The organism is Luteolibacter ambystomatis, from assembly GCF_018137965.1.
GTDB classification, from domain to species: domain Bacteria; phylum Verrucomicrobiota; class Verrucomicrobiia; order Verrucomicrobiales; family Akkermansiaceae; genus Luteolibacter; species Luteolibacter ambystomatis.
Map to the genome: position 1 here is coordinate 2,496,893 of NZ_CP073100.1, position 15,064 is coordinate 2,511,956.

At 62.3% G+C, this 15,064-nt stretch carries 10 protein-coding genes; 5 read left to right on the forward strand and 5 right to left on the reverse strand.

Annotated features, from left to right (window positions below; all coding sequences use genetic code 11):
• Positions 1-110 precede the first annotated feature (110 nt).
• The 5 genes from KBB96_RS09545 (at position 111) to KBB96_RS09565 (ending at position 9,021) form a co-directional block, all read left to right on the forward strand.
• Positions 111-2,270 (forward strand): RNA polymerase sigma factor, encoded by a 2,160-nt coding sequence (locus tag KBB96_RS09545; protein WP_211634467.1) that lies wholly within the window; start codon positions 111-113, stop codon positions 2,268-2,270.
• Positions 2,271-2,717: 447 nt separating this feature from the next.
• Complete coding sequence (locus KBB96_RS09550) at positions 2,718-4,109, forward strand: DUF6055 domain-containing protein (protein ID WP_211634468.1); 1,392 nt, start codon at positions 2,718-2,720, stop codon at positions 4,107-4,109.
• Positions 4,110-4,412: 303 nt separating this feature from the next.
• A complete protein-coding gene (locus tag KBB96_RS09555; protein ID WP_211634469.1) occupies positions 4,413-6,545 on the forward strand; it encodes a hypothetical protein in 2,133 nt (710 codons plus the stop codon).
• Positions 6,546-6,689: 144 nt separating this feature from the next.
• Complete coding sequence (locus KBB96_RS09560) at positions 6,690-7,436, forward strand: RNA polymerase sigma factor (protein ID WP_211634470.1); 747 nt, start codon at positions 6,690-6,692, stop codon at positions 7,434-7,436.
• A 220-nt stretch (positions 7,437-7,656) separates the two neighbouring features.
• On the forward strand, positions 7,657-9,021 hold the full coding sequence (locus tag KBB96_RS09565; protein WP_211634471.1) for a serine/threonine-protein kinase: 1,365 nt from the start codon (positions 7,657-7,659) through the stop codon (positions 9,019-9,021).
• Positions 9,022-9,069: 48 nt separating this feature from the next.
• Here KBB96_RS09565 and KBB96_RS09570 read toward each other — a convergent pair whose 3' ends face one another.
• Genes KBB96_RS09570 through KBB96_RS09590 form a run of 5 tightly spaced genes read right to left on the reverse strand, consistent with a single transcriptional unit; the run spans position 9,070 to position 14,286 of the window.
• The gene (locus KBB96_RS09570; protein ID WP_211634472.1) at positions 9,070-9,663 is read right to left on the reverse strand and encodes a hypothetical protein; all 594 of its coding nucleotides are present in this window, start codon (positions 9,661-9,663) and stop codon (positions 9,070-9,072) included.
• Entirely contained in the window at positions 9,654-10,829 is a 1,176-nt protein-coding gene (gene grrM / locus KBB96_RS09575; protein WP_211634473.1) for a cyclophane-forming radical SAM/SPASM peptide maturase GrrM/OscB, read from the reverse strand. Before grrM ends, KBB96_RS09570 begins: the two co-directional genes overlap by 10 nt.
• A gap of 26 nt (positions 10,830-10,855) precedes the next feature.
• Complete coding sequence (locus KBB96_RS09580; RefSeq protein WP_211634474.1) at positions 10,856-11,197, reverse strand: hypothetical protein; 342 nt, start codon at positions 11,195-11,197, stop codon at positions 10,856-10,858.
• Positions 11,198-11,254: 57 nt separating this feature from the next.
• Positions 11,255-13,267, reverse strand: coding sequence for an nSTAND1 domain-containing NTPase (locus KBB96_RS09585; RefSeq protein WP_211634475.1), 2,013 nt, complete (start codon positions 13,265-13,267; stop codon positions 11,255-11,257).
• A complete protein-coding gene (locus tag KBB96_RS09590; RefSeq protein WP_211634476.1) occupies positions 13,264-14,286 on the reverse strand; it encodes an SIR2 family NAD-dependent protein deacylase in 1,023 nt (340 codons plus the stop codon). The genes KBB96_RS09585 and KBB96_RS09590 overlap by 4 nt, the downstream gene beginning before the upstream one ends.
• Between the last annotated feature and the right edge of the window lie 778 nt (positions 14,287-15,064).

Sequence of the window (15,064 nt, forward strand, 5' to 3'; positions counted from 1 at the left end):
GAACCACGAAAGGCACGAAGGGACACGGAATCGGGGGAGGCCGGCCCTGTTCCGGGAGAGGAGGAAAATATTCCGTTCGGTTCCGGACGCGGGTGGCGATACCTTGGAAAATGGACTCGGAGAAGGTCACACGGTTGCTCTCGGAATATACCCGCCACGGATCGGAGGGGGCGTTCCGGGAATTGGTGGAGGGCTACGCCGGCATGGTGCTGGGCGTGGCGCGCCAGCGGCTGGGCAGCCATGGCCAGTGGGCGGAGGATGTGGCGCAATCGACCTTCATCGCCCTCGCCCGGCAGGCCTCGACCATTCCGGATGGCAGCCACCTCGGCGCGTGGCTGCACCGCGTTTCCTCCCGCACGGCGGTGGACTATCTGCGCCGGGAGACGCGGCGGCAGCGCCGGGAGGAGAAAGCTTTCATGAATGATGATTCACTCACTTCCCACTCCGGCTCCCGCGTGACGGGGGCTCTGGATGCCGCGCTGGACTCGCTGAAGCCGGACGAGCGGCGGGTGATCTCGCTGCGCTTTCTGGAGGGGCTGGATTTCCGCGCGGTCGGAAACGCGATGGCCCTTTCGGAGGATGCCTGCCGGATGCGGCTGAAGCGCGCGCTGGAGCGCCTCCGCGGCAAGTTGGCCGCCGCTGGTGTGACCTGCTCGACCGCCGCGCTCTCGGAGGCGCTGGCCGCCACCCCGGTGACCGGCGTGGTCACCCCGGCGCTGGTGAGCCAATGGAGCGCCGCCGCCCTCGCGGGGAAGATCGCCACCGCCTCCACCACTCCTCTTTGGATTTATGTTATGACGACCAAGACCAAACTCATCGCCACCGCGGCAGTTGCCGCGATTCTCATCCCGACCGCGCTCGTGCTCATCTCGCGGCACGACTCCCCCACCCCTGGCAGCAGCAGCGCCGCCGCAAGTTCCGGCGGTAGCGGCACGACTCCGGGCTTCGGCAGCACGGCGGCATCCGGGTCCGGGGACCGCCGCTCCCGTTCGGAAAAGGCCGCCGATTTCAAGGCGCTGCTCGGAGAGGCCATCGCCACCTGCAACCGGAACCCGAACAAGGATCCCGAAACGGAAAAGGACATCGTCAATTCGCTGATGGTCAAGTTCGCCCAGTTGCCACCCGAGATGATTCCTGCCGCCCTGGCGGAGATCGAGGGACAGAAGGACAAGCGGACCCACGCGCTGATCGGTGCCGCGCTGGTGGGCATCTGGGCGCGGATGGACGGACCCGCGGCCATGGCCTATGCGAAGGAGAAGCTGGCGGATCTCGATCGCGTCCTGCCCCTTTCCACGCCGATGGGAGAGTGGGGCAAGCGACAGCCGGACGCCGCCGTCGCCTGGCTCACGGACAAGGAAAACAACTCCGTCCTCGATCACACCTATCCCGGAAACAAGAATGCCAGCTACTATGTGGCGCAGCCATTGTTGTCCCATCTATTGGACGCGAAACGATTCGACCTGATCGGCAGTCTGGTGGACAAAGACCAATTCAAGGGACAAGTGCCCTTCCTGCTTCTCGAAAAGCTCAGGCACACGGACGACCCGCAGGCGATCTATGATGGCTTGGCGGAGTTGCCCAAGGAGCAACGAATCGAGATCTCCAAAGGTCTGGGGAGGGTCTTGGCGGAAGAGCGGCAGGTGGACAGCAAGGGTGTCGCCTCCTGGATCGAGTCCATTCAGGACCCGGCGGAACGGGCAGGAGCCGCGCTCAGCATGGCGGAAAGGCTGATCGGAAGCAGCGTGTTCGATTCGGTGAACCGCAAGGAGGACTCCTCCCTACCAGTGAATGACAGCAAGTGGACCAATCCCGCCGACATCGCCAACTGGACTCTGAAAAATACTCCGGAAGACCAGCGGGGGGCTGTCACGGGATCGCTGGTCGCCCAATGGGTGCACTACGCCACCCCGGAGAATCCGGCAGCTCTCCAGGCGGCCGGAGAGTGGCTCGGAGCACAACCCCAGGGTGCGGGCACGGACCCTGCCCGGGATGCCTATGCGCGCAAGCTGGCGGAGACCGACCCCGCGGGCGCACGGCAATGGGCCGATACGATTCAGGACCCCGCGCTGAAGGCGGATGCCATTGCGGAGATCGACCGCCTCGCCCAAGGAGGTCCCAGCCCCGCAGACATCGCCCGCAGCCAGGGCATCGAGGAGTATTGGAAACAATACCCGCAAGATGCGGAATGGCTGGCTTCCTCCATCAAGAACGAAAAACTGCGCAAGGAGACCATGGACAAGATCAACGCCCTCAAGGCAGCGAAGAAGTGATTGCGGGAAGAAACGTTCCGCCTTCGATACGACCCTCCGGACTCCGGAGATTCCTGGTCACAAACACCGCCGCTCCCCGGATGCGGAACACGGAACAGTCGGTCTCCCATGAACGTCCATATGCCCTCATGTCCTGATGCAAAACCGTCCTCCTTCCCGCCAGACCCCACCGACCGCCAAGAAAGCCTGGGCCCCCAGGGAGTACAGGCGGGCATGCGGTTGATCCACCGCGTCTGGGCATGTGTGGGCGATCTGCGGGAACGGGTGGCGCACATGGAGGCCATGCTGCCGCCATCTGCTTCCGTGGATTCCGGTGGCGGTGAGGGGATCGAGAGATAGACGGGCCGTCCGGCAGCCACCGGAAACCGTACCCCTGGGGATAGCGGATAAAAAGATTGATCCCGGTAAAAGGTTGCGGCTGCCGGGCGCGTTACTTCGCTTGCCTGCATGAATTCCCCTTCCCGCCCGACCTCTCCTTCCCGCCTCGCGCTCGCGCTGCTGCTGGCCGTTTGTCCGGTGCTGTCCGCTCAGACGGTTTCCACCACCACGCCTCCGGCGGGGACGGCACCCGTGCGGGAGCTGTATCTCCCGGCGAAGATCGGCCACGTGCCGGAGGGCAATGACTGGCAGAATCCGGAGAGCGTGTTCTGCTTCAAGCGCAGCAAGTCCACGGAGTATTTCGCCATGTTCTGGGCGAAGGAATACGGGGACGACCCGATGGCGAACCCGGACTCGCGGCAGCGCTTCAACGTGGACGAGGTGCTGAAGGAGGCGGACCGCTACTACGACTACTACGTGAAGACGCTGAAGTGGTTCAACCCGGCGACGGCGGCGGCGGCGAAGTACAAGATGCTCATCTTCGTGATCCCGGATGACAAGAGCGGCACGGCGTGGGGCGGCGAGACGGAGGGGAAGATCGGCACGTTCTGGACTCCGGCCACGCGCATCAACAAGGGCCCGTATGGCGTGGTGGCGCACGAGCTGGGGCATTCGTTCCAGTCCGTGATCCGTGCGGATGGAGCGCAGCGGTTCACCACCGGGGAGATGAGCGAGATGACGTCCCAGTACATGCTGTGGCAGGTGCTGCCGGAATGGCAGACCTTCGAGAACTACCACCTGAAGGCGTTCATGAAGGACACGCATCTGGCCTTCATGCATCCGGACAACCAGTATCACACGTGCTATCCGCTGGAGTACTGGTCGTTCCGGCACGGTCCGGAGTTCATCGGCAGGATGTGGCGGGAGGTGCTGAAGGGCGAGGACCCGGTGATGACCTACAAGCGGCTCACGGGGATCGACCAGGAGCGCTTCAACAACGAGATGTACGATGCGTGCCGTAGATTCGTGACGTGGGACCTGCCGCGGATCGAAAAGGTGGCGGCGCGCTACGCGGACCAGCACGTGACCTCGCTCAAGCCGGTGGCGGACGGAGCCTATCAGATCGCCGCGGAGAAGGTGCCGCAGAACTACGGCTACAATGCGATCGGACTGAAGGTGCCCGCGGGAGAAGCGAAAGTGGCGGTGGACTTCAAGGGCCTTGCCGGAGCGGAGGGTTTCAGCCAGGAGCACGTGGACAAGGCCGGGTGGCGCTATGGCTTCCTGGCGCACAAGGAGGATGGGACGCGCGTTTACAGCGGGATCTTCTCGAAGGCGGAAGGCGGCGCCACCTTCACGGTGCCCGCGGGGACGAGGAACCTGTGGCTGGTGGTGATGGGCGCGCCCACGGAACACTGGACGCATCCGCGCGCGCCACGCGGGAAGGAAGGCGTGCCCTACGAGCAGTGGCCGTACCAGTTCCGCCTCACCGGCACGGCCCCGGTGGACGGGATCGTGCATTGAGAGCCATGTAGCCGGAGTCGTGAGACTTCGGGCTGGGAAGAGCCGCGGAGTTCCCCGCAGGTGCGGTCCGTCAGCGGCCAATCCAAGGCAATGTCACGGGGTTGGGGTGGAATCACCCTGCCCGAAGTCTTACGACTCCGGCTACCCCGCTGCGGGCGTCTTTCAGAAAAATCGGTTTTCAGCGTGCAATTCCGCCACAAGGGCGGACGGATGTTTAAGGATGGGATGGAACGGGAAAACTCCGCCAGATGAGATGGCGGGAGACAAATCCCGGAGTCCACGAACTTGTTGTTACAGACCGTCATGAAACCGACATCGAAATTTTTGCTTTGGTCCCTGATGCTGGCGTCCACCGTGGCCCGACCGCTGGCCGCACAGGAAACGAACCTCACGCCCGCCGCGCAGCCGCGCCAGTCCACCCATGGCACACGCGGCCAGGATGGCGCGGACGGCCGGAACGGGAAAAACGGACAGGATGGCGCCCGCGGCCAGGACGGTCAGTCCGGGAAATCCTCCGCCACGGCTCCGATCGAGCGCCAGGCGCTGCTGGCACAGATCAGTGCGGCGCATCATGCGATCGGCGAGGCCGCGCAAGCAGCGGACGACGAAACCGGCGCGGACGCGGAGCCCTTCCGCAAGACGATGGAGAAATACGCCGCCTGGCTGGGCACGCTGCAGGGTGAGTTCACGGCGCTGGGCGCGGTGCCTGCGAACCAGGGAGCGGAAACGAAGGACGTGGCGGAAACCTTGAACAACACCGCATGGGAGCTGCTGACGGAATCCAACGAACCGGCGGGTAACGCGGCGGTGGCGCTGAAGGTGACGGACGCCATGATCGCGCTGGCAAAGGCCGGTGGCGGCACGATCCCGGCACACATGCTGGACACCCGGGCACGGGCGCTTTTCCTGACCGGCGCGCGGGATGCGGCGGTGCAGCAGCAGCAGGAGGCGGTCACGGCCGCGGACAACGATGAAAAGGCGCTGCTGAAGGAGACACTCGCCGCCTACCGCCGGGGCGAACTGCCCAAGGCGCATAGAGGCCATACGGTGGTGGAAGAAGCGGCTTCCCGGGAGGAGGCGATCGCGGACGCCTTGAAAGTCGCGAGGGCTCACGCTGCCGCAGAGGCGAACTCAAGCACCGAAGCCGCGAGGGCTGAAGCTACCGCAGCAAAGGAAAAGGCGATCGCACAGGCAAACTTACTCATGGAAGCCGCAAGGGCTGAAGTCATTGCAGCGAGGGAAAACGCGGTCGCACAGGCAAGAACAAGCGAAGCGGCCAAATCCAATGCCGTGATGTCCGACGCCGCAGCCGTGAAGGCACGAGCGGAGGCTCTTAAATCGGAAAGTCTGATCGCGATGCCGCGCCGCGCCGCGCTTGGCATTCCGATCACGGGTGAAAGCAAGTTCAACACGGCGGCAGCGGCGTACTCGGTCAATGAGATCGCGTGGGAGCTGTTGACGCATCCGGACACGAACAAGCGGAAGCCGGATCTGGCGCTATCCCTCTCGGAAGTGGCGGAGAAACTGGTGGCCGAAGGGCAGCAGCCCGAACGAAAGGATGCCGCGCTGATGGACACGCGGGCGCGGGCCTTGTTCCAGCTGGGTCGCAAGGACGAAGCCATCGGCTTGCAAAAGAAGGCGATCGAGGCATCGGGCGGAGAAGACGGCCTGAAGGAGGAACTCACGGCCACGCTGGCAGCCTATGAGAAGGGCGAGTCCCCGGCAGCACGCGAGGAGGACCAGAGCCCGGCTCCGGCGGAGGCGAAGGCGACCCAGCTCAACAGCGTGGCCTGGGCACTGGTGGGCCAGTCCTGGAAACCGGAAGAGACGCTGAAGATCGCGGACGCGGCACTGGTGCTGGCGGGTGACAAGCACGTGCGGAAGCACGCGCTGGACACGCGGGCGCGCGCCGCTTTCCAAGCCGGCCGCAAGGACGATGCGATCGCCACCGAGAAGCAGGCGATCGCGGCCTGCGGTGAGGCGGATGCGGCCTTGAAGAAAAACTTCGAGGCCGCGCTGGCATCGTTCGAGAAGGGTGAGGTGCCGCGCACCGCCATCGCCGGTGGCACGGTGGCCCAGGCGGCTCCCGCCGCACCCGCGGCGGAAACACCCAGGGCGTATTCGGACGAGGAGGCGACGGAGGCCAACGAGAAGGCGTGGAATCTCATGACGGACGCCGCGCCGACCAAGGAGCAGGCCACCCAGGCGCTGGCACTCATCGGGCCCGCGGTGAACGGTGTGGCAAAGGACTACGAGATGCGGCCCGCCATGCTGGATACCAAAGGCCGCGCCTTGTTCATCCTGGGGAAGAAGGCGGAGGCGATCGCCGCGGAGAAGGAAGCCCTGGCCACCTGCGGGGATGACCACCCCGAGAAGGAAACCTTCGAGAACACGCTGGCGTCCTACGAAAAAGGCACGCTGCCACCGGCGGAATGATTTCCAGGTAGGAAGGTAGAGACCATGGGAGGACCGGTGATCCGCCGGTCCTCCCATTTGCCGTAAGTGACAGGATGTGGTATCCGGATGGCTTGCCATATAGTCGCAGCGATCCGCCTTTCGTTTTCCGATACGTTCTTTCCCATGAGTGATCCGTTTTCGATGCCCTCCTCGGGTGACTTCCATACCACGCGCTGGTCGGTGGTGATGGGCGCGTGTGCGGCGGCACCGGAGGAGCGGCGCGTGCAGTTCGGCGCGTTTTACCGGCAGTATTGGCCGCCGCTCTACAGCTATGCGCGCCGCCGCGGCCATAATCCGCACGACGCCCAGGATGTGACTCAGGATTTTTTCGCACGGCTGCTGGAGGGCGATTGGCTGTCCACGGCGGACCCGGCGCGAGGCCGGCTGCGGACGCTGCTGCTGGTGATGATGAAGCGCTTCCTGGCGAACCAATGGGACCGCGCGCATGCGGCGAAGCGCGGCGGCGGCCTGTCCCCCGTGAGCCTGCATGGCGAGGAGGCGGAGCAGATCTACCTGAGCGCGCCGGGTGCGGCGGTGCTGCCGGATGAATCGCTCTATGACCGGAGCTGGGCGCTCACGCTGATGACGGCGGCGCTGGCGCGGCTGAAGATCGAGCACCAGCAGCACGGGAAGATGGCGGAGTATGAACTGCTGAAGGACTGCCTGACCGCGGAGCGCGGAGAGATCGACTACGTGGCGGTGGCCACACATCTGCGGCTGCTACCGGCGACGGCGCGGAGCGTGGTCCACCGGTTCCGGAAGCGCTTCCGCGAGATCTTCCGCGAGGAGGTGGCGGCCACCGTGGCCTCACCCGCGGATGAGGAGGATGAAATGCGGGCCCTGCTCGCCAGCCTCGGGAGGATGGGGTGAGATCGGACGTGGGACAGGAGGATGGCGGATTCCGAGGAGGGCACCGGAACGGCCTTCTTGTGCCCCGGCAGGGGCAAAGAGTTCCTCCAACCGAGCATCCGCCGGAACCGCAGTCTGCTTTTTCCCGATTGCGAAATTTCCTGTCCTGAAATGCGACCCTTGAAGCGTTATCTTAAGAAGCATCGGCATGCCATGAGCTGACCACGCTGATCCAAAACCCATGATCGCCGCCGCCGACTCCCCCGTGACGACCTGCCCGCGCTGCGGCTCCCCGCTGGCGGGAGGCAGCGTGCAGGGGCTGTGCGCGCTCTGCCTGGGGGGCCTGCCGCTGGAGACGGACACACTGATGGGTGTGACGGGAAAACTGGAAACGCTGCCGCCACCGACGATCGGGGAACTGGCGGAGTTTTTCCCGCAGTTGGAGATGCTCGGCTATCTGGGACGCGGCGGCATGGGCGTGGTGTATCAGGCGCGGCAGCGGTCGCTGGACCGGCTGGTGGCGCTGAAGCTGCTGGCCCCGGAGCGGGCGGGCGATCCGGCGTTCGCGCGCAGGTTCGCCCGCGAGGCGCGGTCGCTGGCGGCGCTGAACCACCCGCACATCGTGGCGGTGTATGATTCGGGCGAGGCGGGCGGCTACTTCTATCTGCTGATGGAGTATGTGGACGGGCAGAACCTGCGCGAGACGCTGCGGAAGCGGCGGATGGGTCCGGCCGAGGCGCTGGACCTGATCGGCCCGGTGTGCGATGCGCTGGAGCGCGCGCACCGCCGCGGGATCATCCACCGGGACATCAAGCCGGAGAACCTGCTCATTGATCGCACCGGTGTGGTGAAGATCGCCGATTTCGGGATTTCCCGGATGCTGGGCGAGACGGTGGAGGAGCACGCGGCGGGAGGTGCCGCCCCCCTTCATGCGCCGACACTGGCGGTAGGCACGCCGGCGTATGCGGCCCCGGAGCAACTGGCGGCCGCACCGCTGGACCCGCGCGCGGACCTGTACTCGCTGGGCGTGGTGCTGTGCGAGATGCTGACATGCATGCGGCCGGACCAGGTGCCGCTGGACAAGATGCGGCGGCAGATGCCTGCGAAGGTTTACGAATTGATCGCCCGGAGTGTGAAGGTCGCGCCGGACGCGCGGTTCGCCACCGCGGCGGAACTGCGGCGGAGCGTGAACCAGGCGCGGGAGGCGCTGGAGCGTGAGCCGCGGCGGAAGAAACTGTGGGTGGCGGGCATCGCGGTGGTGGCGGCGATGGCCGCCCTGGCGGGGATCGCGGCGAAGGCAGGGAGCGGGAAGAATGGTCCGGCGCCAGCGCCAAAGCCAGTGCCAGCACAGGCACCGATGACTCTGCTGGTGATGCCCGCGGCGGAGCCCACCGGGGAAAAGGAACCGGAGTCGCGGGAGGCCGCCTTGCAGGCCTTCGATGAGAATTTCACCGCGCTGCTGGAAACACGGCGCGCACTGGCCATCGAGCCACCGGCGGATGCGGCGGAGCTTTCCGCGCTGAAGCAAAAGGCACGCTGGCTGGAAACGCGGGGCCATGAACTGCGGGCATGGCTGGAGAAGCATCCGCAGGAGCAGAAGCCGTAAGGAGAGCCAGCCATCCGGTTCACAGGGAATACCCGGTCGAATCGAGCCCTAGGCAATGCGGAGCAGGACGGCGGGAGCCAACATGCCCAATGTCCCCACATCAAAGGCAATCCCCCCCCGGATCCAGGAGCCTTCGCGTGGCTCCAATCGCAAGCGCACGGGACTCCCAACTCCGGACCCAAAGTTCACGTGAACGGGCTCATCACCCAAATTGACCAGAATGACCGCCGAGGCCACGGAACCATCCACACCGATTCCCGAGAATTCCTGTCCGGCCGCGCTTACCAACACGTCGCAACGCGGGGTATCTCCCAGCGGCACCTTCTTGAAGCGGAGAAAGCCGGCCAGTGCGGCGACGAAGGATTCATAGGCAGCCGAAGGTTTTTCGAGCCCTGCATGCGTGGTGAGAAGATCATCCGCCACGGCCCACCATGAATCCTGCAAGTGCTCCGGGATCGCCAGCAAACCGATGTCAGGCTCCACCTCTTCGGCATCGATCACCAGAGACACCGAGTCCGCCCCATCGATGGACCGCCAGGCACCAGCTTCTCCACCCTCACGGATTTCCAACCGATCCCGGGAGAGTCCGGTGAGGGTGAAGGCCGGCAGCACGGAGACCTGGATCGGACACGTCATCGACATCTTCGCAGCGGGGTAAGAGTCCGGGTTGCGGCCTCAAGCTTGTCGAGCACCGTATCCATCACCGCTTGCTTGGAGAGGCGGCAGAACATGGTCTCTGTGGAATCCAGCGAACCGTTCTCAAACAACTTGTTCACCGGCCCATCCCCACGGCACCAGCGGAAATACGCGCAACTCTCCCGGCAGCGCCGCACGCCCGACGCGATGTCACGCGCCACCTGTTGGAACGCTCCATTCGAATGCATGGAATCAAACGAATCGTGCATCACATTTCCGAACGAAAAGCCGGAGTAGTGCTCATGCTCCAATCCCAGAAATTCGGGAGAGAACGTGCTGAAATTCCCCAGATGATCCACGCTGATGATGGCCATGGGCGTGGTCTGCTGTGCCACCGGCAGTTCACCAGTCAGGCCGGACCGCACCGCTGCGATCGCCCCGTCGAATTCACGCACGGCATAGGCCTCCCCGCTGCCGTTCACCAGGTCGAAAAAACGGCTCAGGAAGGCGCGGTACAACCTGTCCGCCTCCCCACCCTCCAGGGAAGATACCCGGTGCGGTCCCTCGATCTCCTCCACGTTGAAACCGATCTGCCGGATGCCCTCGCGACGGTAGAAATCGAAGATCTCATCGGGGTAGTCGAGCGATTGGCGGGTCAGCACGGTGATCACGTGGAAAGGAATGCCATGCTCCAGCAGCAGCCGGATGCCGCGCATGACCTGCACATGGGTGCCGCGGCCCGAACGGGTCTTGCGATGCCGGTCATGCAGGAAATCCGGCCCGTCCACACTCACCCCCACGCGGAATCCCTCGCTCCGGAGGAACCCGCACCACTCCGGTGTCAGCAGCGTCGCATTCGTTTGGACGGAATGGCCCACCTCGACCTGCCGGTGATTCTCCGCGCGCAGGATTTCCAAGGCCTCCCGGTAGTAGGCCACCGGCAGCGCCAGCGGCTCTCCCGCGTGCCACACCACCGTGAACCCTCCTGCCGCTCCGGCGGAGGATTCGAGCGCCCGTGCGAACACCTTGGCCAGCACCTCGCGGCTCATCCGCACCTTCGACTGGCGGTTCGGCAGATAGCAATAGTCGCAATCCAGATTGCAGAAAGGCGAGGGCTGGATCACCAGAAGCTCCAGCTTCGTCTCATCCCCGCATATGCCATCCGCCGTCATTGCGCGCTACCGGCTGATCCCCATTGCTAGCGAACAGGAATATTCGGCCAGTTCGGCCAATTCGGCCAGTTGTTGAAGTTCGCCCAATTCGGCCAGTTCGGGAAGTTCCCCCAGAACTGCATCAAGCGGATATCTTCCAATGACGGAGCGCCGAAAATCAACGCATCCAACTCGGGTAACTGGCTCAACGCCTCCACCCTCTGGGCAGGCTCAGCGATCTCGATCGGAACAAGCTCTTCGAGCCCGGCTTTGGAACCCGGAGCAGTTGCCAACAGGACGGTCGCAACGATCACCATGCCCACCCCTTCAGTGGCCCTACGCATCAACATCTCGGCGAGAACATTTCTTGATTTGATTTCTCTTTGCATGCCTTAACCAATTCAAAATCACAATGCCATAAATATCACCGCATCCAAGGATTAAAATCATCTTCTCAGGGAACGCTTGGGACCACCTTTATCCGGATTGGGGACATCCTTGGATTTGGACCATCTGTCATACTCTCCTTCGGGAGAAAAATCCGCCAACGCCGGCAGCAATGCTTTTGCTTTTTCATACGCCTCAATCGCTTCAGCCTTTTTTGATTCGCCCTGCTTGGCAAGATCATTGCCCACTTCTATCAAATCCATCGCATCCTTCCGAGCTTTCGCCTTCGCGCCCTTGCTAGCAAACTCTTGATACTGCTTCTCAGGGTCCAAATCAACAATCTTGCCCAATGCAGAAAATAGAACCTTGGCTTCCTTATACGCCTTGATTGCCTCCTCGCGATCGTCCATTGCAGCGGCTGTGTTACCCTCTTGAACCTTTGCATTGGCACTCATAACAGCCTGCCTATCCAGCTCATTCTTCCGCATTTGGACTTTGCTATAGAAGATCCATGCCGCCATAATAACCAGAACCGCGGCAGCAATCAAAACCACAGTCGTCAGCTTTCTAGATGCCTTCAGTTTATCGTCGGCAGTTGCCTGGTCCTGCAGTCTTCTACGCTCTGCGAGATCCAGCTCTTTTTCCTGGCGTCTTCTGAAAACATCGTCCCGCCTGCGATCGCACCAATCACGGAGAGCTAGCCCCATCACATCATGCACGAATTCGTAAAGGGGCTTCGAGGGTGGGCCGACTTTCCGCAGTAAACTCATTTTCCGCCCCTGGGGATCATCGGATTCAAGCGCCAAGGCTTCCAGCAGACTCACAATCCTGCCTTCGTCTTGAATACCAGCATCCATGGCCAGGCGGCGGGGATCCCCTGCCTTCTTCTGGCCGCCGAAGCGGATGAGGAAGCGAAGAACCTCCGCGGCATCATCCTGCTGTTCCGGCGTCAATCTTGCCATGATCCCATCGAAATAGGTCCTTACCAGATAGCGGGCCTCCGATTCGTCCTCCGCCTTCTCGGCCGTCAAAGTTTCGAAAGTTGCCAGCTTCAGGAAAGATCCGCCGTCTTTCCCAATATCCTGCTCCCAAAGCCGGGTGAGGATGATCTGCAGGAACAGGGCCTTGTAGCGGAGGGTATCCTCCTGCGGGACCAACAGACGGGGAGAAAGATAAACATCTTCGAATCCGATCCGGTCCTCACGGATTTGCGCGAGTAGCTTGTCCTTGAGAGCGGGCTCTATGTCAACGCTCCGATACCCCGATTGGGCATGGATTTCCAACGGGCGGGTCATCGCCTCCTCCGCTCCGTCATGTGTCAGGTGCTCCAGGCGGTACATGTTCCCGAGCAGATACGGGATGCGCGGTCGCAGCCGGTCCAGCTTGCCCAGGCCATCGTCCCGCAGGGACAAGATGAAGCTCGCGGGGACATCCTGGCGGTTGACCAACCGGGCGAAGGCGGCATCGAACGCAGCACCGGGCGAACCTTCGGGATGGTAGTAGAGATACTCTTCGAACTGATCGAAGATGAAGAACATCTGACCGGAAAACACCGCGCAGCACTCCATGATGAAGCGATCCAGCGGAAGATCCTGTTCGCCGTAGAATGCCTCCTCCGCCATCGGAGTGTCATCGTCCGGCCCCAGGGCACCACGGAGCGCCTCCTCCAGTTCCGCGAAAGTGATCTCCGCTGGCAGGGCAGCATCGGGAACCGACTCTACCTGGCTTTTGCGCAGGCGGTTGATGACTTCCAGCAAGGCCTCGAGGATCTTGTGACGCAGGTACTTCGCGAAGTCCGGGGATTGCCAGTCACGGAACAGCAGGACCGCCACCCGGTGCTCCGGCTTCTGAAGTTCGGGTATCACCCCGGCCCGGATCAGCGAGGTCTTGCCGCAGCCGCTCTCGCCATAGAGCACGGTGAGCTTCGAGCCATAGAGCTTGGAGATGACTATCTGAATCTCCGAGCCACGCCCGGCGAAGTAGTCATTGTCCCCGCTGGAAAAAGGGTGAACCCCGCGATAGGGATTGGCTCCAAGCGAACCGCCTGTTTGTGGTGGTTGGCCGGTGGTCATGACCGCTGGACTGGGGTGGAAACCTGGAGCTTCAGCGCATTCTTGAGATCCCGGACAAAGGTGTTGAGATCCATGTCACATACCTCCACGCGACGGATCTCCCATATCTTCTTGTCCACTCTCGTGGGCCCTTTTTGAATAGCCCAATGATCTTTGGCTGCCGATCTCGGTTCCTTCCCCTCTGAAGAGTCGTCCGGTGATTCCGCTGCGGAATCGGCGCAATCCGCCCGAGCCTGGATCCCCAGTGTCTTGCCCACACTGCCTCCACCTCTCCCCGCCTGTTTGCCCGCAGCAGCCCTTGGCTGGCCCCTGATGTTTTCGAGAATTACCCGGAAATTCCAGTCTTCGAGGCTATAGCCCATGAAGAGAAACTTCATATGCGGGTTGCAAGCCGAGATGAAGTCGGGAAGCACCCGCATCCCCCCGTTCAAACTCAAACGCGCGAGAAACCGCACATAGTCCTCTTCGGTAATCACGAATTCCCTGCTCTCCACCGAGCCGTGCATCTTGTAGATGACGGGCAATCCCACCTTCGCGACAATACTATTCAAAACGTTGGTCCCAACCTCCTCCGATTTCTGGCTCGCGATGGGACCATCTCCACCCGCCTTTGAGAATATCTCGTACTTGATGGAACCCACTTTCTCCGCGTTCCCGGTGATTTGGACGACCCTGACGAACGAGCGCCCCTTCTCGATATACGCATCCTCAATCAGCGTATCGTAATTGGTCGTCACGACGAGAGGAAACAGGTCTGCATTCTCGGCGAGAAAGTGATGGATGTCCCCGGGACGGCCGCAATTCCGGAATTTCGTTTCCAAAATGTGCCTGAGCGATCCTTCCGCCTGATCGTCACAGTCAGAACTGAAACAGTCATAGGTCAGTTCATAATAGGAAGCCACACGGGAAAGATTCTGACTATCAGAGAGATACCACGCCGGCAACCCTCCGTTCATGGCGATTTCATGAGCCAGTTCGGAAGCACTCGGTGCGAAGGCCGATCCGTTCTGAATATCCACCCTCGAGGGACGGGCTGACAAGCTGGCCCCTGCTCCCAAAAATGGAACTATCTCCTTCCCCCTAACGAACCTGCACAAGGATCCGTAATTGGGCCGCTCGGTATTCGAGGTGGGACATTGGGAAATCTGGGAGTCGGTGATCTCATCAACGTCCGCCCTCTTGCTCTCTTCGGACAGCTTGGACAAAGCATCTTCGAAATCATTGGTTTCGTACTGCCAAGCCTCCAGACCCCGACACCATCTGACACGCCACTTCATCATATAGTTTTGGATAGATTGACATTTTACACCACAACTCTCCCGCCATTGCCCCCCGGAGCGCCATATCCCTTTGGCAATGGCACTATTTCGGCAATTTCACCGGGGGGCGACTTGTCGACACTTCCGATATCACTGAATGGAACCGACCTCGCTTCCATAATCATCCATAGTGACACCATAAAATAACTATTCAGTCAATCTCAAACGTGACTCCCCCTCGCAACCATAGACTTTCGGTCATGATCTAACGAAAATCACCATGTCCGAACAATGACCTGCTCTTCTCCTGAAAAGCGGACGGCGATGGCCACCCTGGCGAAGACCGGGAGGAACGGCTCAACGCCGGTACCCGCGCCAGAACCAGCACAGGCACCGATGGCGCACGCTGGCGGTCGAACCACCGGCGGATGCGGCGGAGCTTTCCGCGCTGAAGCAAAAGGCACGGTGGCTGGAAACGCGGGACCGTGAACTGCGGGCATGGCTGGAGAAGCATCCGCAGGAGCAGAAGCCGTAAGGA